The sequence below is a fragment of the Nocardia exalbida NBRC 100660 genome, from assembly GCF_000308575.1.
Taxonomy (GTDB): domain Bacteria; phylum Actinomycetota; class Actinomycetes; order Mycobacteriales; family Mycobacteriaceae; genus Nocardia; species Nocardia exalbida.
In genome coordinates this window covers 107,167-128,469 of record NZ_BAFZ01000119.1, presented here as the reverse complement: position 1 = coordinate 128,469, position 21,303 = coordinate 107,167, and the positions used below count along the sequence as shown (strand labels likewise).

Sequence of the window (21,303 nt, the reverse complement as noted above, 5' to 3'; positions counted from 1 at the left end):
TGAAGCCATCCGTGTCGGCGACGTCCTCAGTATCGCAGCGCCCACCGACAAGAAATGGCGTGCGCCGCGCGGTTGCCCGGCTCAGTTTCCATGCAATCGCCACAGCGGGGACACCGGCCCGTGGCCCGCGCCCAGATCGTAGGACGCGGCCAGGCAGCGGTAGGTCCACTCCTTGGCGAACTCGATCGCTTCGGGCACCGAATAGCCGTGGGCCAGCGCGCAGGCGGTCGCGGCGGCCAGCGTGTCGCCGCCGCCGTGGTCGTTGCCGGTCGCGATGCGCGGGGCGGTGAACTCGAGGAACCGCTCGCCGTCGAACAGCAGGTCGGTGCTGTACTCGGAGGAACGCAGGTGCCCGCCCTTCACGACCGCCCACCGCGGCCCCAGCTTGTGCAGCGCCTCGGCCGCGCGCCGCGCCGAATCCTCGTCGTCGACGTCGATACCCGTGAGCAGGCGGACCTCGTCCAGGTTCGGTGTCACCACGGTGGCGAGCGGGATCAGGGTGCTGCGCAGCGCGTCGAGCGCCTCGGCGTGCAGCAGCGGATCGCCGTGCATCGAGGCCGCGACCGGGTCGACGACCAGCGGAATCTCGCCGTCGCGACCGATGCCGACCTCCTGGCACACCGCAGCGACCGCCTCGATGATCGCGGTGGAGGCGAGCATGCCGGTCTTCGCGGCGCCGACGCCGATGTCCGTGGTCACCGAGCGCACCTGATCGGCCACGACCTGCGGCGGGATCTCGTGAAAGCCGCTGACGCCCACCGTGTTCTGCACGGTCACCGCCGCGACGGCCACCAGTGCGTGCACACCGCACAGCGCCATGGTGCGGGTATCGGCTTGGATTCCGGCGCCTCCGCCGGAATCGGTACCGGCGATGGTGAGCGCCCGGACGGGGGTCTGCCCCTCGGCGGGCAATGGCAGCAGTTTCACGACACAAACCCTACGGCGACCGGGTCCGGCGGCCACCGGCAACCGGAACCCGCGCGCAGATAGCAAATGAAAATCGTTATCATTAATGTCATGGACTCCGACCTGCTTCCCGTCACCGTGCTGTCCGGCTTCCTCGGTGCGGGCAAGACGACGCTGCTCAACCACATCCTGGCCAACCGGGAGGGCCGCCGGGTGGCGGTCATCGTCAACGACATGAGCGAGGTCAACATCGACGCCGCGCTGGTCGCCGGCCAGGGCCACCTGGACCGCACCGAGGAGAAGCTGGTCGAGCTGACCAACGGCTGCATCTGCTGCACCCTGCGCGAGGACCTGATCGAAGCGGTTGCCCGGCTCGCTCGCGAAGGCCGCTTCGATCAATTGGTGATCGAATCGACCGGCATCTCCGAGCCGATGCCGGTGGCCGCGACGTTCGACTGGGAATTCGAGGACGGCTTCCGGCTCGGTGACGTCGCCCGGCTGGACACCATGGTGACCGTGGTCGACGCTTCGACCTTCCTCGCGGAGGTTGCGCGCGGGCAGGCGCTGGCCGAGCGGAACTTGCAAGCGGGCGACGGCGACGCGCGCACCATCGCCGACCTGCTGGTGGATCAGGTCGAGTTCGCCGACGTCCTGCTGGTCAACAAGACCGACCTGGTCGGCGCGGCCGCGGCGGGGGCGGTGGAGGCGACGGTGCGCCGCATGAACCCGCGTGCCCACGTCTTGCGCACCAGCAACGGTGTGGTCGATCTGGCCGAGGTCCTGGACACCGGCCGCTACGACCCGGTGGTCGCCGCGGAGGCCGAGGGCTGGGCGGAGGAACTCGTCGGCGGGCACACGCCGGAAACCGAGGAGTACGGCATTCGCAGTCTCACCTACACCGCCGATCGGCCGTTCCATCCGCTGCGCCTCTCGGCCGCGCTGGAGCAGTTGCGAGGTCTGCTGCGCAGCAAAGGATTCTGCTGGATCGCGAGCCGGTCGACGCTGGCCGCGGTGTGGTCGCAAGCGGGGCCGAACCTGGTTTTCGAACCCGCCGCCTGGTGGTCGTCGCTGGAAGTGCCGCCGGGGCAGGAGATCGTCTTCATCGGGATCAAGCTGGATTGCGACAAGGTGCGCTCGCTACTGGATGGCGCCCTGCTCGCCGACGCGGAGTTCGCCGAGGGGCCGGGCGCGTGGGCCGAGTATCCCGATCCCTTCCCGGCGTGGGGGGAACTGCACGAGCACGCCTGAAGATCGCGGCCCATGCTCCCGGCTCCGGGGCATGGGCCGCTGCCGTGCCACCGCATGGCGCGCTCAGTTCGAGATGCCGGGCGCCTGGCGGAGATAAGTCGTGTCGGTTAGTTGCTCGATCATGAAGTCGGCGATGTCGGCACGGGCGATCTTCAGGCTCAGGCCGCGCTCGCCCGCCGGGAATCCGCGCCGGTAGCTGCCGGTGGCCGGTCCGTCGGCGAACGCGCTCGGCCGCACTATCGTCCAGTCCAGGTCGCTGGCCAGGACGTATTCCTCTTGCTGGACGTGATCGGCATAGGCCGGGCGCAGCAGCAACCCGAACATCACGTACTTCCACAGGAAGTTCAGGTTGCCCCGGCTGTCGCCGACGCCGAGCGTCGTCTGGCAGATCAGCCGCTTGACGCCCGTGCGATTCATCGCGTCGATGATCGCGGCGGTGCCGCCCGCCCGGACCACGCCCTTGCGCCCGTTGCCCAGCGAGATCAGCACCGCGTCCTGCCCCTGCACCGCTCGCCGCACCGAATTCGTGTCCAGCACATCACCTTCCACCACGCGCAGCCGGTCGTGCCGCTGCGTGACGCTCGCGGCGCTGCGGGTGAAGGCCGTCACCTCGTGGCCCTCCCGCAGCGCCTGCTCGACGACGTGACGGCCGACGGTCCCGGTGGCTCCGAAGACTGCGATTTTCATGGTTTTCTCTCCTGTTTCGAAAGCTGCTGTGCCGTTGATGAATCCAGTACATCAGCGGGAAACGAGACGAACCATGGCCACAAGTCTCGATGCCATAAGAGAAAGTCTCAGCGCAGCTCGGCGAAGAACTCCGTGATCTCCTCCGCCATCAACGTGGGCGCCACGTGGTGCAGGTAGTGGGTGAACACGTCGTGCGTGCGCCAAGACACGATGTTGTGGTCGTGCTCGGCGAAGCGGCGGATGCCGTGGAAGTCCCCGGTGGAGCCGCACAGCGCGAGCGGAACCGTGGTCGGTGCCGTCGGGTGCTCGGCCTTGTCCTTCTCGAAGTAGTGCCGGATCGCCGAACCCGCGGTGCCGGTGAGCCAGTGGATCGCGATGTTGGTGAGCACGAAGTCGTCGTCGAGGTCCGGACCGAGCAACTGGCCGTTCCAGCCGACCAGCCCGGCGGGCGAGTCCGTGATCGCGTGCGCCAGCGTCTGCGGTTGCTGCGATTGCAACACGTTGAAGCCCATCTTGTTCTTCACGAACCAGTCCAGGGTGGCCAGCGACCGCTGCTCGCCCTCATCGAGATCGGCCAGCTCCGCCGGATCGCCGGACGGGAACGAGTACACCTGCGTCACGTGCACGCCGACCACCTGGTCCGGCGCCACCCGCCCGAGTTCCGGCGAGATCTGCGAACCGCCGTCGTTGCCCACCGCGCCGTAGCGGGTGTAACCGAGCCGCCGCATCAGCTCCGCCCAGGCGCGTGCGATCCGGCTGTCGTTCCAGCCCGCCTCGGTGGTGGGTCCGGAGAAGCCGTACCCGGGCACGGAGGGGATCACCAGGTCGAACCCGGCGGCGGTGAGCGGCTCGATGACGCCGACGAACTCGACGAAGGTACCGGGCCAGCCGTGCGTGAGGATCAGCGGAAACGCGTCCTCCCGGGTGGACTGCACGTGCAGGAAATGGATGTTCTGGCCGTCGATCTCGGTGGTGAACTGCGGGTAGGCGTTCAACGAGTTCTCCACCCCGCGCCAGTCGAACCCGTCGCGCCAGTAGCCGACCAGGTGGCGCACTCGCTCGACGCTCACCCCGTAGGTATCGCCCGAGCCGGGGATCTGCTCGGCCCAGCGGGTGCGCGCGAGGCGATCGCGCAGGTCGTCCAGGTCGGCCTGGTCGACGTCGATGCGGAAGGGGGTGATCGCGGTCATGTTCTGCTCCTTTTGAAACGGAATGCTCTGTTCTGATTGAACCGTAACAGAACGGATCATTCCGTTCAAGTGCTATCCTGATGTCATGCCGAAAACATCCGACGCCCCGCCTCAGAAGGGGTTACCCGGTCGCAAGGCGCAGGCCGCCCGCAACGACGGCTTGATCCTGGAGGCCGCCCGCGCCGTGTTCCTCGCCGACGCCACGGCCCCGATCTCCGCCGTCGCGGAACGCGCGGGCGTCGGGATCAGTGCGCTGTATCGCCGCTATCCGAGCAAGGAGGTGCTGCTGCGCACGCTCTGCCACGAGGGTCTGCGCCGGTACAACGCGGAAGCAGATGCGGCGCTGGAAGATCCGGACGGCTGGCACGGCCTGGTCGGCTTTCTCGAGCGAGTGGTGGACGCCGACGTACACTCGCTGGCCGTGCATCTCGCGGGCACTTTCGACCCCGACGAATCGATGCTGCCCGATGTGCAGCACTCCGCGAAGGTCACGGAGGAACTCGTGCGCCGTGCCCACGCCACCGGCGAACTGCGTTCGGACCTCACGCCGCAGGATCTCGGCCTGATCCTGGAGTCTTGCGCGGCCGTCGCGGTGCCCGATCCGCAGCGCACGGTCCAACTGCGCCGCCGCGTGCTAGCGATGCTCCTGGCCGGGCTGAGCGCGGACGGCGAACTTCCCGGCCCCCCGCCCGCGCCGGACGAGTTCAACTGGCGCTGGGCTCGGCGATGATTTCTCCCGCGCCAACCGGTCCGCACTGGTAGGAATACCGCTGTCCGCCCCGAAAGGATGCGCCGTGAACTGGACACTCGAGGTCGTCATCGTGCCCGTGTCGGATATCGACCGAGCCAAGAACTTCTACGCGGAGCGACTCGGCTTCGCCGTCGACCACGACACCAGGATCGACGACAACGTCCGCATCGTGCAACTGACCCCACCCGGCTCGGGTTGTTCGATCGTGATCGGCAAGGGCGCGGTGCCCGACATGACACCCGGCTCCCAGCAGGGCCTGCAACTCGTGGTCAACGACCTGCGCAAGGCCCACGAGGAGCTCACCGCCCGAGGCGTCGAGGTCACCGAAATCCAAGTCCTCGGCGAGAACCCCACCCCCATGCCCGACCCACTCGACAACGTCGGATTCTTCTTCTTCACCGATCCGGACGGGAACGGCTGGGGCGTCCAACAGATCTCGACCCGTCCGTGAGCGTTGTCGCGACGAACGCCGAGTGGGTCTGCCTCGGCTATCGGTTGCCGAGGAAGAGGGTTTGCGTGCTGCGGCCCAAGGGGCCCTTTTCGTCGTAGAGCGCCGATTCGGCCATACCTATGCCATGGGGTTGGGGTAGGTGACGGCGTCGAGGCAGACCCATTCACCTGCGGGTTGGCGGTGCAGGGTGACCGTCAGGTCGGTGTTGATGAACAGGTACTTCGACCAGTCCATGACCGCGCTGACGCCGTTGCCGGAATCCGCCGCCGCGAGGGTGCGTTCCAGCGGGCTCGGCTCGGTGCCCGCGACGATCGGATATTTGATCCTGATCCAGCAGACCGCAGGGCCGGGCTCGGTGAAGGAGCCGCTGACGAAGCGGTATTCGATGGCGGTGTGGAAGCCCACCGGCTGCGTGGACGGAAACGGCGCGGGCACGTCGGCGTGTTCGGGACCGGGACGTGTGCCGGTGGGCAGGAAACGTTCCGGCAGCGGCAATTCCGGTTCGGACAGCTTGAACCGCCAGGCATTCGCGCGCATCACCGGCCCCCGCTCGGTCGACAGCGTCGCCTCGATGAGCTCGACGCTGCGGCCGGGACGGACGACCCGCGCTTCCGCCGTCAGCGGTGCCAGCGGGACCGGGCCGAGAATCTCGACCGCGACCCGGCCGACCTGGAACCCCGGGCGCGGCTCGCACCGCTCGATCACGTGACCGAGCAGCGCCGAGGGCGGACCGGCGTGCTGGGCGTCCGGCGACCAAGGGCCGCGGGTCAGCTCGGTCGAGAGGAAACGACCTGGTTGAGCAGGGTCGGGCAGGTAGAACGCGTCACTCATGACCGTGTCCCGCCTCGATTACGTCGCGCGCGGCCGCAAGCTGTGTTCTCGATTCTCTCGCTCACGTCGATGTCCGTCCCTCGGGCCAAGTGGTCGGTTGTCCCACGACGTTAGCCCGCGAGGTGATGCCCTCCGTCGTCAGACCCCGCCGAATGCCGGTGCGAGCGGGTGACCGCGGAATCAGACCCGGCCGAACGCCAGCGCGACGTTGTGACCGCCGAAGCCGAACGAATTGTTCAGCGCGAAATCGATGCGCTGGGTGCGCGGCGCGCCCGCGACGATGTCCAGATCGATCGCCGGGTCGAGGTTGTCGAGGTTCAGAGTGGGTGGAACGACCTGGTCACGCAGCGTGAGCAGCGTGATTAGCGACTCCAGCGCCCCGACCGCCCCGATCGAATGTCCGAGCGCGGACTTCGGCGCGTAGATCGAGGCATCGGGCACGACGGACGCGATCGCGTTGGCCTCCGACGCGTCGCCGATGGAGGTCGACGTGGCGTGCGCGTTCACATGCTGGATATCCGAAGCCCGCAGTCCTGCGGTCTCGATCGCCTTGCGCATCGCTCGAGCCGCGCCGATGCCCTCCGGCTCGGACGCGACGATGTGATAGGCGTCGGAGGTGATTCCCGCGCCGAGTACCCGCCCGTGCACGGCGGCCCCGCGCGCGCGAGCGTGCCGCTCGGACTCGAGCACCAGCAGCGCGCCCGCCTCGCCGAAGACGAATCCGTCGCGGTCCCGGTCGAACGGGCGTGACGCGCGTTCCGGGTCGTCGTTGCGAGTGCTCATGGCGCGCATCATGGCGAAACTCGCGATGGGCACGGCGTCGATATGCCCTTCGACGCCGCCCGCCACCACCACGTCCGCCTCGCCGGTGGTGATCAGCCGCCACGCGTGCGCGATCGCCTCCGAACCCGAGGAGCAGGCCGACACCGGAGCGAAAACACCTGCCCGCGCTCCGATCTCGAGCCCGACGGTGGCGGCGGGACCGTTCGGCATCACCATCGGCACCGACATCGGCGACACCTTCCGATAACCGCCCGCGCGCATCGCGTCGACCGCCGAGATCAGCGCGTCGCCGCCGCCGAGCCCGGTGCCGATGGCCACCGCCAATCGGTCACCGTCCACCTCGGGCGCGCCGGCGGAACGCCAGACCCGGCGGCCGAGCACCAGCGCCATCCGCTCGACGTAGGAATGCCTGCGCTGTTCGACCCGGGTGAGCTCGGCGCCGGGCTGTGACTTCAGCTTGCCGCCGATGCGGACCGGCAGGTCGTACTCGGCCACGAAATCGTCCGCGAGCGCGCCGATTCCGCTGTGCCCCGCCAGCAATCCGGACCAGGTCGTGTCCATGTCGTCGGCCAGCGACGTGGTCGCCGCGTACCCGGTGACCACCACCGAATCCCGAGTTTCTGAAGCGATTGTTACAGTCACGATGTCATGAATACCTGTACCAATCGCTACAGTCAACCCATGGCCCGCCCCCTAGACCACGCCAAACGCGCCGAACTGCTCGCCGCCGTGGTGCGCTACATCGCCGACCACGGCCTCGCGGACCTGTCGCTGCGCCCACTGGCCGCCGAACTCGGCACCAGCTCGCGCATGCTGATCTACTACTTCACGACCAAGGAAGAGCTGCTGGTCCAAGCGCTGGCGACGCAGCGCCCCGACATTGCGGCCTTTTTCGCCGACATCGCCGACGCGTCCCAACTGCGCGACCGGCTGTGGGACTTCTGGACCGCCAACACCTCGGGTGAGGGTCGCACGAGCGTCCGGGTAATGCTGCAAGTCGTCGGTGCCGCCTGTGCGCCACGAAGTCCGTACGCCGACTACGCAACCTCGGCGATCTCCGCGTTCGTGTCGGCCCTGGCCGACGGGCTGCGCGACCTCCCGTCCATTGACGACCCCGAAGTCGTTGCGACCCTGCTCGTGTCGGGATTGCGCGGGATCTTGCAGGACCGGATGATCACCGGCGAGGTCGAGCGCACCGATCGCGCGGCCCGCCGACTGATCGAGCAGACAGTGCTCTGACCTCGCTTATCGGCATCGGGAAGAGATCCTCATATGCCTGGATCGAAAACAACCCGGCTCCGAGACAGGGCGCATCATAATCCAGATGCGCGAACTGCCGCGGCCGTAGAAAGGACAGAGAACGATGCCGGAAGAAATCAACGGGAAAACGTTCTACGCACCCGGTGAATATCCGTACGACGACGATATTTCCGCTGAGGAGCTGGAGAAGATCAAAGCAGGATTCGCGGCATTCAACGCGCGCCGCGACGCCGTACCGGAAAACGAGCGAATCCACTTGCGTGACCGGTTTGGCGACGAAGACAAGCTCGGCACCGACCAAGAAGCCGAATACCTGGCCGACGTGGAGGAACGCAAGAAGCGCGGCGAGTACTGGGGCTGACCGGCTACCAGCTCGACCGACCACCTGGATGGGGGGACACAGAAGCCCGCGAAGTCGTTCCATGCTGCCGCAGGCTGGGTGGCGGGCAGGTGTTCCTGCCCAGCTGATCGGCCAGGAATAGGCCGAGTTCGAAGCGCCTCCGGGCCAGAAGTTAGGGCGGCATGCTGCCTTCAGTGCGACGGAGTCAATCCGTGGTGGGTTGATCCTGATGCTGGTCGACGAGGTGCTGGTAGAAGCGGTTCTCGGGCGATTCCAAGGAGATGGCCCGCAGGCCGAGGGTGACCTTCCGGCCGACTACTGTCGAGTATCCGTCCTGGTCCAGGCCGAGATCCTCCGCAACCGCCAGTACCAGTTCATCCAGCTCGTCATCGGTCGCGTACACGGCGAGACGGCATTCGACTGGGATGCGCGCCGGGTCGTAGGCATCCCCCATGCGCGCTGAGCGAACTCATCGACAGCCGTGACCGGTCCGAAGCTGGTGTAGCACGGATATGGTTCACCCCGCGGATTCGATGGGCGCTCTCTTCGAGCGCCAGCGCGATCGGGTGGATGCCCTCGCCATCGAGGGCGCCGGGCCCGGTCGCGTCGGGCAGCCCGAGTCCTACCGCGAACTCCCAGACTTGGTGTTCGTCGTCGTTCACCTACAACCTTCCTGTTACTTCTTCGATGAACTCGCGACGCGGCGATGCTTGACCTTCCGCCCCTGGTGGAGCCGCTTGTGCCTTTCTTAGGCGTCTCCACGGCCGCATCCTTCGCCTTCCTCGTCCCGGTGTCGCCGACCTGATGCGCCCCCGATCCCGCAGTTTGCGGCCGTGCGTTAACAATCCCCGACTATCTCGGGAGCCATGCCAGGCACCTCGAAATCCTCTAACCCGCCTGCCACGCGCACGCTGGGAGCAACAGGTACCGTCGCAAGTTGTAGCCATCGGCGGAGGAGTACGCCATGAACGACATTCCACCGAACGAAGTCGGGCGCAGGCTGCGCGAGATCCGCGCGTGGCGCGGGCAGAGCCTCGAGGTGGTCGCGGGCCTGGCCGGTATCAGCTATGGATACCTGGGTCGGCTCGAGCGCGGGGAACAACCGCTGTCCAATCGCGCCACCCTCGAGGCGATCGCACGTGCGCTGAAGGTGTCCCCCTCGGAATTCAATGGCCAGCCGTGGGAGACCACCGATGGACCAGCGGCTGAGGCGTATGCCGGTCTGATTGCCGTCGAGAATGCGCTGGAGATCTGTGAACTCGGCACGGATCCCGGGACAGATATACGCGAATGGGCGGAAATCGCGGCGGATCTGGCTGCGCTGGAGGTTGTTCGGGAGTCCACCGACTACGCGGCTGCCTGCCTGCTAGCTCCTGGATTGCTGACCGAGTTGCATTCGGCGTATGTCCGACGCCCCGAGTTGAGACGTGAAGTCTTGGTAGGCATCATCCGTTGCTACTACGCATTGGCGCAGACGACCAAGCGGCTCGGAGTTCGGGGCTTGCCGATCATGATCGTCAAGGCCGCGCATGCATGTGCGGAAGAACTCGAGTCGCCCGCGTGGATCGGGTTCGCGGTGTGGCTGCGCGGCAGCATCGCGGGCTCGCTATCGCGTTCGAAGCAGTACGACCGCGCTGTGCGCACAGCCGACAGGCTCAGGCCGCATCTCGATGACTGCTCTGTATTGCAGGCGTACGGCATGCTCCACTTGTCCGCAGCGCTGGCGGGAGCGGTGCAATCCGACAGGGACACCGCCAACACACACCTCGCAGAGGCCGCAGCTGTCGCGGCACGGATGAATGAGGAGGTCGGTAGCTTCGCACGACTGTGGTTCGGCCGTACCAACGTTGGGATGTGGCGGTCGTCTATCGGAATGGAACTCGGCGACGGGCCCAGTGCTGTGGAGGTGGCGCGTGATCTGCCGGTCGAATCCATTCCGTCGCCGTCCCGTCGGGCCAACTACTACGCCGAAGCCGGGCGGACGCTCCTTACCGAGCCGAAGTACCGAGACATGGGCATTGCCCTGCTCATGAAAGCGGAAGACATCGCACCGCAACAAGTTCGCACTGACTTCTTCGTTCGCGAAGCCATCGCGGATCAGCTACGTACTGCTCGACGGGATGCAGGCGGCCGGAATCTGCGCGGCCTGGCCTGGCGTCTGGGAATCGCACCTGACCTTGCACCCAGAAACTGACCTCGACCACGGCCTGTCCTTTCAGGACAAATCCGTTGTGCCCCTGCTCATAACGTCAGCTCCGGCCCCGACGCCGGGGTGAGCGGGCCGATTCCTCATCTCGGCCGCGCCAGCGCAGCTATGGCCGCTGGCTGGTGTTGATGCCCTCGGCGTCGGGTGCTTTCCCATCGGATCGCAGGGAGGCGCAGGGGTATGGATGCGAGCAGCGAGCAGGGGTTGTATTCGGCGGGTGTGGCCGAGTTGGAACGGATGGCGGCGTATCTGAGAGACAAGTCCACGCCGCTGGGGGGACTGCCGACGGTTGCGCCTGGTTTGTCGGCGATCGGGTTGCGGTGCCTATCGGTCGCGGATGCGGAGGCGGCTAGCGATCAGGCCACCATTGAGGCGCTGGCGCGTCGGCGCGAATATACGTTGCTGCACACGTATGTGGTTGCCCCGCAGACCGTCTCGTTGGTCATTGTGACCGCTGTGCTGGAAATGGTGCACGTAGCGCGCGCGGGTGCGGTGATTGTTCCGGGGATGGCGCATCTGGGCGGTTCGGTCCCGGCCGAGTTCGCGCGGGTGTGCAGCGTGGTCATGCCGGGGCATGTGATGCTGGGCCGCGCGGTGTATCCCACGTCCGCGCCCCCACCGCCCGGTAACCACACCGGTGCGGGAATGCGAGGGTGAGCGTGGCAAGTGCTGGGGGTTTCGATCTTGCGACCCCGCACGGACGGTGCGCGTTCTACAAACTGGTGTGCGAACTCCCGGCGGAGGTCAATCCGGAAGCCCTCGGCCGCATCGTCGTGCGGGCGGGTTCGACCGTGTGGGGTGTGTCGGTACCCGAACCGTTGGGCCATGCGGTGGTGGATCGGTTGCGCAGCGGCGGGCACAGTCTCGGTCCGACCATCGCGCACCCGCATTCGCGAACCTGGACGTTCCTTGTCCGTCCTGATCTGCCCGACTACCCGCACACGTTCGCGGGGTTGTTCCGCGATCGGGTGAAGGTGATCCGCGACGGGGCGTCGATCGCGCTTCCGTCCCCGGCCGACAGCACCAACGGATACCGGGCGTGGTTGGAGGCGCCGCAGGACACCTATCGGCCCTCGGGCCGGGTGGTGGTCGACGCGGTGCGCGCGTGCCTGCTCGCGCGAGCGGTCAGGACGAGCCGGTGAGCCGCCGCGCGGTCGCCCGCCGCGCTCGCCCACGAGTTCTCTGCCGCCGCCCGGTCCTCGGTGCCATTGTGGCGGCGGGTGTGTTGCGGGCGGTACGGTGACCGGCCCGGCTGCGTCTCCGCACCCGGAGGAGCGCGACGTTCACCTGTCGGTGTACCTGCACGACCAGCGCATGGACTTCGCCGCCTGCCTGACCGCCGCCCTGGTGTTCGTGCAGGAATGGAACGCCCATCATCGCCCAGACGCGGTAACTGTGCTGCCCGGCGACCCGACCGGGCTCCCACGCTTACCCTGCGAACGGCTTTACCTCGAACCCTGACCAGGCGACGAATCCGGCGTCTCGCCAGGGCACGACGAGGAAGTAGACATCGTGGCCGGTGTAGCCCAGGCAACCGCCAGGGCTATCGAGAATATGTTCGATCGGCCGTATGGTTTCCTGCATTCCCGAGCAGGCGTCGCGAATCGACAGCGGTATGGAGGGTTTTACTGAGCTCCGATTGTGACGGTGGCACTCTTGGTGCCTGGGGATTGCGACCACCAGTAGTTGTACGTATTACCGCTGATGATATTGATCGTCCCGGAGCCGTAAGCATCTAACGTTCCAAGGGTCGGGCAGGTTATCTGGCCCGAGACCTCGTACTTCTGGGAGCCTTGAGGCACCCCGCTCACGGTTATGGGGGATGCGGAATTCGGTATCGAGACGGTTTTTCCTGCGATCTTCGTCGTCAACTGCAAGGCGCACTGGTTCGAGTCACCCCGGTACTGCAAATAGATCGTCGCCGCCTGATCGGCGTACGCGCCTCCGTACGAGCCGGACGTCGGTGCGGCCGTGGCGGGCGGCTGAGCCGGCGGCGTGGACTTCGTGCCGACATAGATGCCGATAATCGCCCCGACGGCCGTAATGACCGCCGCGATCCCGGTGAGGATACCGGGGACTGACGTCCAAAAACTGTGTTTCGGTTCCCTTGGCGCCGGAGTCACGTTTCCCATGCCGCCTCCTTCGGTGGAGACCACTGGTTGCTGTGCCGGACATCTTCGGCGAAGCTTTCCCTCTCCCGCCTCGCTTCGGTTCATCCTCGTCGTCGGGTGTCGCCGCTGCTTCTAACGATCAGGTGGTACTCGCTCACCGTCACTGTTACCCCGGCAATTCGCGCGTAAACCGTGGTTTTGTTGCCCCTCTGTCTGGAAACAACTATCACCGCGCCGGGCGCGTCCCTCCCGATGCCGAGCATGCGGATGGGACTCGTGCTCGAGGTGTTGCTGCGGGTGACGGCGCTGCTGCGGGACGCAGGAAATGGAATCCCGCCGCCCGCCGGATCGCGGCGGGCGGCGGGGGGTCGTTACGAGACGACGGGCAGGTAGACGGCGTTGCCTTTGCCCGCGAACTCGGCGGACTTCTCCGCCATGCCCGCTTCCAGCGCCTCGACCTCGTTCAGGCCGTGGCGTTCGGCGTATTCGCGCACGTCCGCCGAGATCCGCATCGAGCAGAACTTCGGGCCGCACATCGAGCAGAAGTGCGCGGTCTTGGCGGGTTCGGCGGGCAGCGTTTCGTCGTGATACTCGCGCGCGGTGTCCGGGTCGAGGGACAGCGCGAACTGGTCACGCCAGCGGAATTCGAAACGGGCCTTGGACAGTTCGTCGTCCCGCTGCTGGGCGTGCGGGTGCCCCTTGGCCAGGTCGGCGGCGTGCGCGGCGATCTTGTAGGTGATCACGCCGACTTTCACGTCGTCGCGGTTGGGCAGGCCCAGGTGTTCCTTCGGGGTGACGTAGCAGAGCATGGCGGTGCCCGCCTGCGCGATGATGGCCGCGCCGATGGCCGAGGTGATGTGGTCGTAAGCCGGTGCGATGTCGGTGGCGAGCGGGCCGAGCGTGTAGAACGGCGCCTCTTCGCACCACTCCTCCTCGAGCCGGACGTTCTCCACGATCTTGTGCATCGGCACGTGACCGGGACCCTCGATCATCACCTGTACGCCATGGGATTTCGCGATCTTGGTCAGTTCGCCCAGGGTGCGCAGTTCGGCGAATTGCGCCTCGTCGTTGGCGTCGGCGATGGAGCCGGGCCGCAGGCCGTCGCCGAGGGAGAAGGTGACGTCGTAGCGCGCCAAGATCTCGCAGAGTTCCTCGAAGTGCGTGTACAAAAACGATTCCTGGTGATGCGCCAGGCACCAGGCCGCCATGATCGACCCGCCGCGCGAGACGATGCCGGTCACCCGCTTGGCGGTCAGCGGGATGTAGCGCAGCAGCACGCCCGCGTGCACGGTCATGTAGTCCACGCCCTGCTCGCACTGCTCGATCACGGTGTCGCGGTAGATCTCCCAGGTCAGCGCGGTCGGGTCGCCGTTCACCTTCTCCAGCGCCTGGTAGATCGGCACGGTGCCGACCGGGACGGGGGAGTTGCGCAGAATCCACTCGCGCGTCTCGTGGATGTTCTTGCCGGTGGACAGGTCCATGATGGTGTCCGCGCCCCAGCGGGTCGCCCACACCATCTTCTCCACCTCCTCGGCGATCGAGGAGGAGACGGCCGAGTTCCCGATGTTCGCGTTGATCTTGACCAGGAATTTCTTGCCGATGATGGTCGGCTCGAGTTCCGGATGCTTATGGTTGGCCGGGATCACCGCGCGGCCCGCCGCGACCTCTTCGCGCACCAGCTCCGCCGCGACGCCTTCGCGCGCGGCGATGAAGCGCATCTCGGGCGTGACGATGCCCTCGCGGGCCCAGGCGAGCTGGGTGCGCGGTCCGGCCCCCTCGGATCTGGTCCAGGTGTCACGCAGCTTCGGTAGACCGCCTTCGAGATCGATCGTCGCCGTCTCGTCGGTGTACGGCCCCGACGTGTCGTAGACGTCGAAGTGTTCGCCATTGGTCAGATTGATCCGGCGCACCGGTATGCGCAGGTCTTCGACTTCGAGATAGTGCTTGACGCTGCCCTCGATGGGGCCGGTGGTGACGCTGTCGACTGGTGCGGTTGCGCCGTCGGACGCAGCGGCGGGTGCCATTTTTCCTCCCTACGCCGGCATTACCCGGTCAGGTTCATACGGTCGACGGCCCTGACGCCTCTCGGCTAGCCGTCCTCTCAGCCCGCTGGTGCGAGCCCCCGTTGGTTGTGAAATTTTCCCGCCCGACCATACCCGGCCCGCCCGGCCGCGTGCCCGGCGATTCGCCGCGATCGAGATCACGAGCCTTCCGGCTTGGCCGAATGGCCGGGGGCGCCGCGGGTGCGGCGGGCTTCTTTCATCTCGGCTTCGTAGAGGTGGCGGCGACCGTCGAGCAATTCGTCTCGGGCGGCGCGTTCGATGTCGCGGAACAGGGTGTAGTAGCCGTCGTCGTATTCCTCGATGACCTGGAACGTCCAGCGTCCGGGCAGCACGTTGCGACCGATCAACTCGGTGGATATCCGGTCGGCGATGCGGGCATGGCCCGCCTCGCGGAACAGCTCCACGGCCTCGTCGAGCGCCAGGTCGGCGCCGCCGGTCAGCTGGTGGAAGGCGTACAGGTGACCGCGGGCGCGTTCGACGACCTCCAGGGCCTCCGAGAGTTTGCCGGTGGCGGCGACGGTGGTGTCGTCGACGCCGTCGGGCCTGCGGTGCGCTTCGTCCGGGCGATCGGTCATGACCTCGCTCCTCGTATGGCGGATGCAACCGTAGCCGCGGCGTACCCGGATGGGGGCGAGCTCAAGCGCTGGAAGATCGCTGCGGTGCTCCGGCGGAGCGGGGGCCTCCGCCGCCGGCGCGCTCCACCCGGATCGGTGGCGAGCCTTCGGCGACGGCCGGACCGATGCCGAACGGCCGACGACAGACCGCGGCACTACCGCTCGGTAGCGGAGCTCAGCGCGGATGCGCGGGACGGATTCGGCCGGTGACCTCGCCCAATCCGATGCGGGACGTGCGGGGACCGGGAGCCGATGCCGTGATCGTCACTTCGTCGCCGTCTTCGAGAAAGGTGCGTTGCCCGTCGTTCACCGGAATCGGTTGACTCCCACCCCAGGACAACTCGATGAACGACCCGCGCTGGTCCGGTTCGGGGCCGGAGATGGTGCCCGACGCGTACAGATCACCGGGACGAGTCGAAGCTCCGTTCGCGGTCAGATGAGCGAGCATCTGCGCCGGTGACCAGTACATCCGGGCATAGGGCGGGTGCGCGACCGGTTGCCCGTTCCACGCCACGGTGAGATCGATGTCCAGGCCCCACTCCTCGTTACCCCGCAGGTAGGGCAGTGGCGCGGGCGACTGCTCTGGCAGCGGTATGCGCGCGGACTCCAGGGCGGCCAGCGGGGTGATCCACGGTGAGAGCGAGGTCGCGAACGACTTACCGAGGAAAGGTCCGAGCGGTTGATACTCCCAGGCCTGGATATCGCGTGCGGACCAATCGTTGACCAGTGCGACGCCGAAGACCCGGTCGGCGAACTCGTCGATGCCGACCGGCACGCCGAGCCGCGAGCCGACACCGATCACGAAGCCGAGTTCGGCCTCGATGTCCAGCCGCCGCGAGGGGCCGAACTCCGGCGCACCGGATTCGGATCGGCGCTGCCCGCACGGCCGCGCCACCTCGGTGCCGGACACCACCACGGTCCCCGCCCGCCCGTGATAGCCCACCGGCAGGTGGCGCCAGTTCGGCAGCAGCGGGTCACCGTCCGGCCGGAACAGGCGGCCGAGATTCGTCGCGTGATCGATGCTCGCGTAGAAGTCCACGTAGTCGCCGATCCGTACGGGCAGCCGCAGCTCCACATCGGACAGGGGATGGACGGCGGCGCTGTCCAGCTCGCCTTCGACCGCCTCGCGAATCCGGTCGCGGACCGCGCGCCAGCGTACGGGGCCCTGCGCCAGGAAGGCGTTCAGGCTCGGTTCGGCGAACACCGGATCATCCAGGAGCGCGAGCACATCGATGACGTGTTCGCCGAGCCGCACACCCACCCGGAGGCTTCTTCCGCGCGGCGCGAACACCCCGTACGGCAGATTGTCCGGACCGAACAAAGACTCCGGGGATACCTCGACCCTGGTCCTCACGCGGGGCCCCGCCCGGACCAGGTCCACGCGTAGGTCGGGTCCTCGCAGGCCAGGGCGCCTTCACCGAGTTCGAGCGGGCGGAAGGTGTCCACCATGACGGCCAGCTCGTCGAAGTACTCGATGCCGATGCTGTTCTCGTAGGCGCCGGGTTGCGGACCGTGGGCGTAACCGCCGGGGTGCACCGACACCGAGCCCTGGGTTATCCCGGAGCCCTTGCGCGCCTCGTAGTTGCCGCCGCAATAGAACATGACCTCGTCGGAATCGACGTTGGAGTGGTAGTACGGCACGGGGATCGACAGCGGGTGGTAGTCCACCTTGCGCGGCACGAAATTGCAGATGACGAAGTTGCCGCCCTCGAATGCCTGGTGGACGGGCGGCGGCTGATGGATGCGCCCGGTGATCGGCTCGAAGTCGGCGATATCGAACGTGAACGGATACAGGCAGCCGTCCCAGCCGACCACGTCGAACGGGTGGGTGGCGTAGACCATCCGGGTGCCGGCGACCTGCCCGCCGGCCCGGTGCTTGACCAGCACTTCCACCTCGGTGCCGGTCGCGGTGATCGTCTCGGCCGGTCCGTGCAGGTCGCGCTCGCAGTACGGGGCGTGCTCGAGCAGCTGACCGAACTTCGACAGATAGCGCTTCGGCGGAGTGATGTGGCCGGCAGCCTCGATCACATACGCTCGCAGCGGTTCCGGGCCGGTGGGCCGCCAGCGATGCGTGGTGGCTCGCGGAATGAGCACTTGATCGCCCTGCCGCGCGGGCAGCGCGCCGAACACGGTCTCGACCACCGCCGCGCCGGACTCCACGTACACCAGTTCGTCGCCGATCGCGTTGCGGTACAACGGCGATCCACCCATGGCGACGACATAGGAGATGCGCACGTCGGCGTTGCCGAGCAGCAACCGGCGCCCGGTGACCGGATCCGTCTCCGACGGCGTGTCGCCGGGGAACAGGTTGTGCAGCCGCAGATGACGATGGCGCAGTGGATGATTCGGCGTGGTCCGCTGATCGGGCAACTCCCAGACCGTCGAATCGACCAGCGCGGGCGGCAGGCCGCGGTGATAGAGCAGCGAGGAGTCGCCGGAGAAGCCCTCCTCGCCCATCAGCTCCTCGTAGTAGAGCCGGCCCTGCTCATCCCGATGCTGGGTGTGCCGCTTCGGCGGTACCGCACCCACTTGCCGATAGAACGCCATGCCCGTTCCTCCGCCAGCCGGTGGTCGGATAGTTGATCACCATCGTAGTGCGGCCGCGTCGTCTATCAGGCGTTTCGCAGGGCGCGGTAGACCGCGGCCCCGACGAACGCGCCGAGATCCGCGGGTGTCCAGCCCTCCTGGTCCGCCAGCAGCGCGCGCACCGCGCCCTCGCCCGCGGAGACCCACTGCTCCACCAGCACGGGCAGCTTGCGCTCGGCGTCGGCGGTGCCCCAGGCGCGCAGCGTCGGTCGCAGCAGCTTGGCGCAGCGCTCGATGACCAGCTTGCGGCCGCGACCGAACGAGTTCGCCACGGCCGGGTCGGGGTTGCCGTAGACCAGCCGCCAGGCGTCGGGGCGGCTCGCGGCCTTCGTCAGCAGCGCGCGGAACCCCTCGACGAACACGGTCTCGTCCGCGTCCACGTCGCGCGGCGTCACCACCTCCAGCACGCCGCTGACCAGGTAGCCCTCCTCGCGTTGGATCAGCGCCTCGATCAGCTCGACCCGATCGGCGAAGCAGGCGTAGACCACCGGCCGGGTGACGTTCATCCGCTCCGCGATCGCGGCCATGGTGACCGCGGCGATGCCGTTGTCCACGGCGATGGAGAGCGCGGTGTCGAGCACCTGCGGGCGGCGGCGCTCCGGGCCGAGGTGCTGCGCCCGCTGCCGTTGCCCCATGGCCGAGTCGCTGTTCACCCCGCCCAGCCGGGCGCCGGTTGCCCGGTTCCCGCTGCTGCGGCGGGGGAAGGGCGGCTGCGCCGGGCGGGTCACGAGGGCCCGGGTCCGTCGGCGAAATCGGCGATCACCGGTGCGTGGTCGCTGGCGCCCTTGCCCTTTCGTGCCTCGCGGTCGACCATCGCGTCCGTCACGGTGGCGGCGAGCGCGGGAGAGGCGAGGATGAAATCGATGCGCATCCCCTCTTTGCGCGGGAAGCGCAGCTGGGTGTAGTCCCAGTAGGTGTAGACGCCCGGCCCGGGCGCGAACGGACGCATGACGTCGGCGTACCCGGCGTCCACGACGGCCTGGAAGGCATCGCGTTCCGGTTTCGACGTGTGCGTCTTGTCGGTGAAGTACTCCACGGACCAGACATCGTCGTCGGTCGGCGCGATGTTCCAGTCGCCCACCAGCGCGATCTTGGCCTGCGGGTCCTCGGCCAGCCAGCGTGCGCCGTTGTCCCGCAGCGCGGCAAGCCATTCCAGCTTGTAGGCGTAATGCGGGTCGGCCAAGGTGCGGCCGTTGGGCACGTACAGGCTCCACACCCGCACGCCACCGCAGGTGGCCCCGATCGCGCGGGACTCGACGACCGGCGTGCTGATCAGCGACTCGCCCGCGTCCTTGTCGAAACCGGGTTGCTCGGGGAAGGCGAATTCGACGTCGGCGAGGCCGACCCGGGAGGCGATCGCCACGCCGTTCCACTGGTTGATGCCCAGGTGGGCCACTTCGTAGCCCAGTTCGTCGAAGCGCTCGAACGGGAACTGGTCGTCCCGGCACTTGGTCTCCTGAAGGGCAAGCACGTCGATGTCCTGGCGGTCGAGCCAGTCCGCGACACGGTCGAGCCGGGAGCGGATCGAGTTGACATTCCAGGTGGCGAGACGCACGGCGGCCTTCCTTCGCGCGGGTGACAGGTCTGTTCTACCGCAGGCCGCCGGGCCCGGCGAGGGGTTCCGGCGCGGCGTAGCGGTAGGCGTGGTGTTCGACGAAGCCCAGTTCGCGGTACATCGCTCGGGCCGCCTCGTTGCCGGCCTCCACCTGGAGGTAGGCGTGGGTCGCGCCGCGGTCGTGGCCCCAGCGCACCAGCTCGGCGCAGACCAGCGAGCCGAGCCCGTGCCTGCGGTGCGCGGCGGCGACGGCCACGCAGGTCAGGCCGACCCAGCGGCGTCCGTCGGGGGCGGTGGTGAGCGCGCCGCGGCCGATCGCGATGGGTCGCGGCAGGCCGAGCGAGGCGAAGCCGAGTTCGCCGTCGAGGACCGCGGTCAGCACCTCGGGATCCGGTGCGGGCATCGCCTGCCCGGTGTGAACTTCGCCGCCGTAGCGGTGCATCTCCAGCCAGTCGGCGTCGGGGGCGGCGGCGATCCGCACCATCGAAGGACCCTGGGGCAGTACGAAATTGTCGATGTCGATGGCGAGCATGAGCGTTTCCCGCCAGCTGTGCCAGCCGGGCGGCACGGGGGCCAGCCGATCGGGCAGCGCGAGTTGCAAGGGCAGGCCGTGCGCGGTGTACCACTCGCCGATCCGGTGCAGCGTCTCCGCGGACACGGTGGCGGGCGCCTCGGAACTGCCCAGTGGCACAGCGGAGTTCGCGCGCCCGGTGTACCCGTGGCCCGCACGTGCCAGCCAGCCGTCGATCCACGCGTGTTCGACGCCCGGCCAAGCGTAGGCGGCCGCGGCCTCCAGCGCGCGGATCTCCTTGGTGCGAATCGGCCTGGGGCCGAGCGCTTTCAGCGCCACCACGCGCTCCGGCGCCACCGAGACGACCGTGCCGTCGGCGCCGCGCACGGTCGGCGGATCCAGCGCGACGAGTTCGCCGATCACGTCGGTCAACGGTTGGGGATAACCCGCGGGCAACCGGTAGCGCAGCACTACGCGGCGGCCGAGCGGAATATCGGGCAGGCCGGCGGCGGGGTCAGTCGTCATGCCCGAACGGGTCCGGATCGGTGCCGGGCAGCCAGCTCAAACCCGGTGTGCCCCAGCCGTTGCGTTTGATCGCCTTCTTGGCGGCCCGTGCGTTGCGGCCGATCAGCACGTCCACGTAGAGGAACCCGTCCAGGTGCCCGACCTCGTGCTGGAGCATGCGGGCGAAGAAACCCTTGCCCTCCACCTCGACCGGCTCGCCGTGCTCGTCGGTGCCGGTCACCTTCGCCCAGTCGGCGCGGCCGGTGGGGAACTGCTCGCCGGGTACCGACAGACAGCCCTCCTCGTCGTCGTCCGGGTCGGGCATGGACTCCGGGATCTGCGAGGTCTCCAGCACCGGGTTGACCACCACGCCGCGGCGCCGGGTCGCGGCGCCGTCCGCGCCCAGGTCGGGGCAGTCGTACACGAACAGGCGCAGCGGAACGCCGACCTGGTTGGCCGCGAGACCGACGCCGTGCGCAGCGTCGAGCGTCTCGTACATGTCCGCGATGAGCGGAGCCAATTCCTCCGGCGATCGGGTGACCCGTTCGGTCGGATTGTGCAGAACCGGGTCGCCGACGATCACGATCGGGAGGATTGCCATGGGCCAATTATTGCCGTGGGTGCCACGTCACAGCGCTCCGGGTACCGCGGCTACCGGCAGGTAGGGAACACGCCGCGTCGTGGCCCGGGCGATTCCCGGGCTGCG

At 67.8% G+C, this 21,303-nt stretch carries 24 protein-coding genes; 9 read left to right on the top strand and 15 right to left on the bottom strand.

The window, feature by feature from the left end:
- Positions 1-81 precede the first annotated feature (81 nt).
- Complete coding sequence (thiD, locus tag ON29_RS27240) at positions 82-927, bottom strand: bifunctional hydroxymethylpyrimidine kinase/phosphomethylpyrimidine kinase (protein ID WP_040870673.1); 846 nt, start codon at positions 925-927, stop codon at positions 82-84.
- A 90-nt stretch (positions 928-1,017) separates the two neighbouring features.
- Here thiD and ON29_RS27235 point away from each other — a divergent pair, with 90 nt between their 5' ends.
- On the top strand, positions 1,018-2,154 hold the full coding sequence (locus ON29_RS27235; RefSeq protein WP_040870671.1) for a GTP-binding protein: 1,137 nt from the start codon (positions 1,018-1,020) through the stop codon (positions 2,152-2,154).
- A gap of 63 nt (positions 2,155-2,217) precedes the next feature.
- Here ON29_RS27235 and ON29_RS27230 read toward each other — a convergent pair whose 3' ends face one another.
- Together ON29_RS27230 and ON29_RS27225 are read right to left on the bottom strand one after the other, a co-directional pair.
- The gene (locus ON29_RS27230) at positions 2,218-2,841 is read right to left on the bottom strand and encodes an NAD(P)-dependent oxidoreductase (RefSeq protein ID WP_040870670.1); all 624 of its coding nucleotides are present in this window, start codon (positions 2,839-2,841) and stop codon (positions 2,218-2,220) included.
- 107 nt (positions 2,842-2,948) lie between these two features.
- On the bottom strand, positions 2,949-4,031 hold the full coding sequence (locus ON29_RS27225; protein WP_040870669.1) for an epoxide hydrolase family protein: 1,083 nt from the start codon (positions 4,029-4,031) through the stop codon (positions 2,949-2,951).
- An 85-nt stretch (positions 4,032-4,116) separates the two neighbouring features.
- On the opposite strand from ON29_RS27225, the gene ON29_RS27220 reads away from it, so the two are divergent.
- Both ON29_RS27220 and ON29_RS27215 read left to right on the top strand, forming a co-directional pair.
- Complete coding sequence (locus tag ON29_RS27220; RefSeq protein ID WP_040870667.1) at positions 4,117-4,761, top strand: TetR/AcrR family transcriptional regulator; 645 nt, start codon at positions 4,117-4,119, stop codon at positions 4,759-4,761.
- Positions 4,762-4,825: 64 nt separating this feature from the next.
- Positions 4,826-5,233 (top strand): glyoxalase superfamily protein, encoded by a 408-nt coding sequence (locus tag ON29_RS27215; protein ID WP_040870665.1) that lies wholly within the window; start codon positions 4,826-4,828, stop codon positions 5,231-5,233.
- A 117-nt stretch (positions 5,234-5,350) separates the two neighbouring features.
- Here the strand turns inward: ON29_RS27215 and ON29_RS27210 are convergent, their stop codons facing one another.
- Together ON29_RS27210 and ON29_RS27205 are read right to left on the bottom strand one after the other, a co-directional pair.
- Positions 5,351-6,064: a thioesterase family protein gene (locus tag ON29_RS27210; protein ID WP_245549123.1), complete on the bottom strand. Its 714-nt coding sequence runs from the start codon at positions 6,062-6,064 to the stop codon at positions 5,351-5,353.
- Positions 6,065-6,244: 180 nt separating this feature from the next.
- Positions 6,245-7,489: a KasA/KasB family beta-ketoacyl-ACP synthase gene (locus ON29_RS27205; protein ID WP_051175628.1), complete on the bottom strand. Its 1,245-nt coding sequence runs from the start codon at positions 7,487-7,489 to the stop codon at positions 6,245-6,247.
- A 39-nt stretch (positions 7,490-7,528) separates the two neighbouring features.
- Between ON29_RS27205 and ON29_RS27200 the strand changes: the two genes are divergently transcribed.
- Together ON29_RS27200 and ON29_RS27195 are read left to right on the top strand one after the other, a co-directional pair.
- The gene (locus ON29_RS27200) at positions 7,529-8,086 is read left to right on the top strand and encodes a TetR family transcriptional regulator (RefSeq protein ID WP_040870664.1); all 558 of its coding nucleotides are present in this window, start codon (positions 7,529-7,531) and stop codon (positions 8,084-8,086) included.
- A 124-nt stretch (positions 8,087-8,210) separates the two neighbouring features.
- A complete protein-coding gene (locus tag ON29_RS27195; protein ID WP_040870662.1) occupies positions 8,211-8,468 on the top strand; it encodes a hypothetical protein in 258 nt (85 codons plus the stop codon).
- Between the two features lie 184 nt (positions 8,469-8,652).
- Here ON29_RS27195 and ON29_RS27190 read toward each other — a convergent pair whose 3' ends face one another.
- The gene (locus ON29_RS27190; protein WP_040870660.1) at positions 8,653-8,901 is read right to left on the bottom strand and encodes a hypothetical protein; all 249 of its coding nucleotides are present in this window, start codon (positions 8,899-8,901) and stop codon (positions 8,653-8,655) included.
- Between the two features lie 510 nt (positions 8,902-9,411).
- Between ON29_RS27190 and ON29_RS27180 the strand changes: the two genes are divergently transcribed.
- From ON29_RS27180 to ON29_RS36120, 4 genes are all read left to right on the top strand, one after another.
- Positions 9,412-10,641: a helix-turn-helix domain-containing protein gene (locus ON29_RS27180; RefSeq protein ID WP_040870657.1), complete on the top strand. Its 1,230-nt coding sequence runs from the start codon at positions 9,412-9,414 to the stop codon at positions 10,639-10,641.
- A 192-nt stretch (positions 10,642-10,833) separates the two neighbouring features.
- On the top strand, positions 10,834-11,310 hold the full coding sequence (locus tag ON29_RS27175) for a hypothetical protein (RefSeq protein WP_040870656.1): 477 nt from the start codon (positions 10,834-10,836) through the stop codon (positions 11,308-11,310).
- 2 nt (positions 11,311-11,312) lie between these two features.
- Positions 11,313-11,795, top strand: coding sequence for a hypothetical protein (locus ON29_RS27170; protein ID WP_040870655.1), 483 nt, complete (start codon positions 11,313-11,315; stop codon positions 11,793-11,795).
- Positions 11,796-11,892: 97 nt separating this feature from the next.
- Positions 11,893-12,114, top strand: coding sequence for a hypothetical protein (locus ON29_RS36120; RefSeq protein ID WP_157172913.1), 222 nt, complete (start codon positions 11,893-11,895; stop codon positions 12,112-12,114).
- A gap of 164 nt (positions 12,115-12,278) precedes the next feature.
- Here ON29_RS36120 and ON29_RS27165 read toward each other — a convergent pair whose 3' ends face one another.
- The 9 genes from ON29_RS27165 to ON29_RS27125 form a co-directional block, all read right to left on the bottom strand.
- Complete coding sequence (locus ON29_RS27165) at positions 12,279-12,785, bottom strand: hypothetical protein (protein ID WP_040870653.1); 507 nt, start codon at positions 12,783-12,785, stop codon at positions 12,279-12,281.
- A gap of 350 nt (positions 12,786-13,135) precedes the next feature.
- Positions 13,136-14,788 carry a phosphomethylpyrimidine synthase ThiC gene (gene thiC, locus ON29_RS27160; protein WP_040870651.1) on the bottom strand — a complete coding sequence of 551 codons (1,653 nt, stop codon included), beginning with the start codon at positions 14,786-14,788 and terminating at the stop codon, positions 13,136-13,138.
- Positions 14,789-14,964: 176 nt separating this feature from the next.
- A complete protein-coding gene (locus tag ON29_RS27155; RefSeq protein ID WP_040870649.1) occupies positions 14,965-15,402 on the bottom strand; it encodes a hypothetical protein in 438 nt (145 codons plus the stop codon).
- A 214-nt stretch (positions 15,403-15,616) separates the two neighbouring features.
- A complete protein-coding gene (fahA, locus tag ON29_RS27150; protein WP_040870877.1) occupies positions 15,617-16,795 on the bottom strand; it encodes a fumarylacetoacetase in 1,179 nt (392 codons plus the stop codon).
- Entirely contained in the window at positions 16,792-17,988 is a 1,197-nt protein-coding gene (locus ON29_RS27145) for a homogentisate 1,2-dioxygenase (RefSeq protein WP_040870648.1), read from the bottom strand. The genes fahA and ON29_RS27145 overlap by 4 nt, the downstream gene beginning before the upstream one ends.
- 65 nt (positions 17,989-18,053) lie before the next feature.
- Positions 18,054-18,662 (bottom strand): TetR/AcrR family transcriptional regulator, encoded by a 609-nt coding sequence (locus ON29_RS27140; protein WP_174371867.1) that lies wholly within the window; start codon positions 18,660-18,662, stop codon positions 18,054-18,056.
- 89 nt (positions 18,663-18,751) lie between these two features.
- Positions 18,752-19,582 (bottom strand): exodeoxyribonuclease III, encoded by an 831-nt coding sequence (locus ON29_RS27135; RefSeq protein ID WP_040870647.1) that lies wholly within the window; start codon positions 19,580-19,582, stop codon positions 18,752-18,754.
- A gap of 34 nt (positions 19,583-19,616) precedes the next feature.
- Entirely contained in the window at positions 19,617-20,618 is a 1,002-nt protein-coding gene (locus ON29_RS27130; RefSeq protein ID WP_040870646.1) for an N-acetylglutamate synthase, CG3035 family, read from the bottom strand.
- Complete coding sequence (locus ON29_RS27125; RefSeq protein ID WP_040870645.1) at positions 20,608-21,198, bottom strand: peptide deformylase; 591 nt, start codon at positions 21,196-21,198, stop codon at positions 20,608-20,610. The genes ON29_RS27130 and ON29_RS27125 overlap by 11 nt, the downstream gene beginning before the upstream one ends.
- Positions 21,199-21,303 lie beyond the last annotated feature (105 nt).

Bases quoted from the DNA above. Each gene is read 5' to 3' on its own strand.
- ON29_RS27125 (WP_040870645.1), bottom strand. From the start codon at position 21,198: ATGGCAATCCTCCCGATCGTGATCGTCGGCGACCCGGTTCTGCACAAT.
- ON29_RS27145 (WP_040870648.1), bottom strand. From the start codon at position 17,988: ATGGCGTTCTATCGGCAAGTGGGTGCGGTACCGCCGAAGCGGCACACC.
- ON29_RS27220 (WP_040870667.1), top strand. From the start codon at position 4,117: ATGCCGAAAACATCCGACGCCCCGCCTCAGAAGGGGTTACCCGGTCGC.
- ON29_RS27195 (WP_040870662.1), top strand. From the start codon at position 8,211: ATGCCGGAAGAAATCAACGGGAAAACGTTCTACGCACCCGGTGAATAT.
- ON29_RS27140 (WP_174371867.1), bottom strand. From the start codon at position 18,662: ATGGGGCAACGGCAGCGGGCGCAGCACCTCGGCCCGGAGCGCCGCCGC.
- ON29_RS27190 (WP_040870660.1), bottom strand. From the start codon at position 8,901: ATGGGGGATGCCTACGACCCGGCGCGCATCCCAGTCGAATGCCGTCTC.
- ON29_RS27200 (WP_040870664.1), top strand. From the start codon at position 7,529: ATGGCCCGCCCCCTAGACCACGCCAAACGCGCCGAACTGCTCGCCGCC.
- ON29_RS27235 (WP_040870671.1), top strand. From the start codon at position 1,018: ATGGACTCCGACCTGCTTCCCGTCACCGTGCTGTCCGGCTTCCTCGGT.
- ON29_RS27210 (WP_245549123.1), bottom strand. From the start codon at position 6,064: ATGAGTGACGCGTTCTACCTGCCCGACCCTGCTCAACCAGGTCGTTTC.
- ON29_RS27175 (WP_040870656.1), top strand. From the start codon at position 10,834: ATGGATGCGAGCAGCGAGCAGGGGTTGTATTCGGCGGGTGTGGCCGAG.
- thiC (WP_040870651.1), bottom strand. From the start codon at position 14,788: ATGGCACCCGCCGCTGCGTCCGACGGCGCAACCGCACCAGTCGACAGC.
- ON29_RS27155 (WP_040870649.1), bottom strand. From the start codon at position 15,402: ATGACCGATCGCCCGGACGAAGCGCACCGCAGGCCCGACGGCGTCGAC.
- ON29_RS27230 (WP_040870670.1), bottom strand. From the start codon at position 2,841: ATGAAAATCGCAGTCTTCGGAGCCACCGGGACCGTCGGCCGTCACGTC.
- ON29_RS27180 (WP_040870657.1), top strand. From the start codon at position 9,412: ATGAACGACATTCCACCGAACGAAGTCGGGCGCAGGCTGCGCGAGATC.
- ON29_RS27165 (WP_040870653.1), bottom strand. From the start codon at position 12,785: ATGGGAAACGTGACTCCGGCGCCAAGGGAACCGAAACACAGTTTTTGG.
- ON29_RS27130 (WP_040870646.1), bottom strand. From the start codon at position 20,618: ATGACGACTGACCCCGCCGCCGGCCTGCCCGATATTCCGCTCGGCCGC.
- ON29_RS27225 (WP_040870669.1), bottom strand. From the start codon at position 4,031: ATGACCGCGATCACCCCCTTCCGCATCGACGTCGACCAGGCCGACCTG.